The organism is Methylobacterium sp. WL120, from assembly GCF_008039465.1.
GTDB classification, from domain to species: Bacteria; Pseudomonadota; Alphaproteobacteria; order Rhizobiales; family Beijerinckiaceae; genus Methylobacterium; species Methylobacterium cerastii.
The window spans coordinates 1-496 of record NZ_VRUT01000379.1; the positions used below are offsets into that span (position 1 = coordinate 1).

Genomic DNA, 496 nt, shown 5'->3' on the forward strand with positions numbered 1-496 from the left:
GGCCGAGGCGCCGACCTGCGAGGCCCGATCGCGCCAGGCCGGCTGGGCGGCCGGGTCCCGCGCGCTCGTGCCGGGGATGGTGGCCCCAGGCTTGGTGGCCCCGGGCTTGGTCGCGTCGAGCGTGGTCGTGTCGAGCTTGTCGGATTCGGCCGCCGCGCGGCGCGCGGCGAGCCAGGCGGCCATTCCGGCCCGGACGCCGGAGACGCGGTCGACCGCGGATTCCGCGAGCGCCCTGCCCTGCTCGGTGGAGCGTTCGGCGAGGGCGCGGGCGCGCTCCGAGCCGGTCTCGACCAGGCGGGCGGTGGCCGCCCGCATCTCGGCGGCGCCGGCGATCAGCGGGGCGTCCCTCGTCACCTCGGGCTCGGCCGGCGCGATCGCGGGGGGCACGACCGCCGGCAGGAACAGGGCCGGGTGCCGGGCCTGGATCTCGTCGACGAGCTCGGCCAGCGTCAGCGGCGCGTCGGACCCGGCGTGGCGGCGCGGACGGCCGTGGCGA

General features: G+C 79.6%; 1 pseudogene. It reads right to left on the reverse strand.

The features are described 5' to 3' along the window. Window positions 1-496 (reverse strand): annotated as a pseudogene (locus FV229_RS27770) (hypothetical protein); the annotation flags it as partial.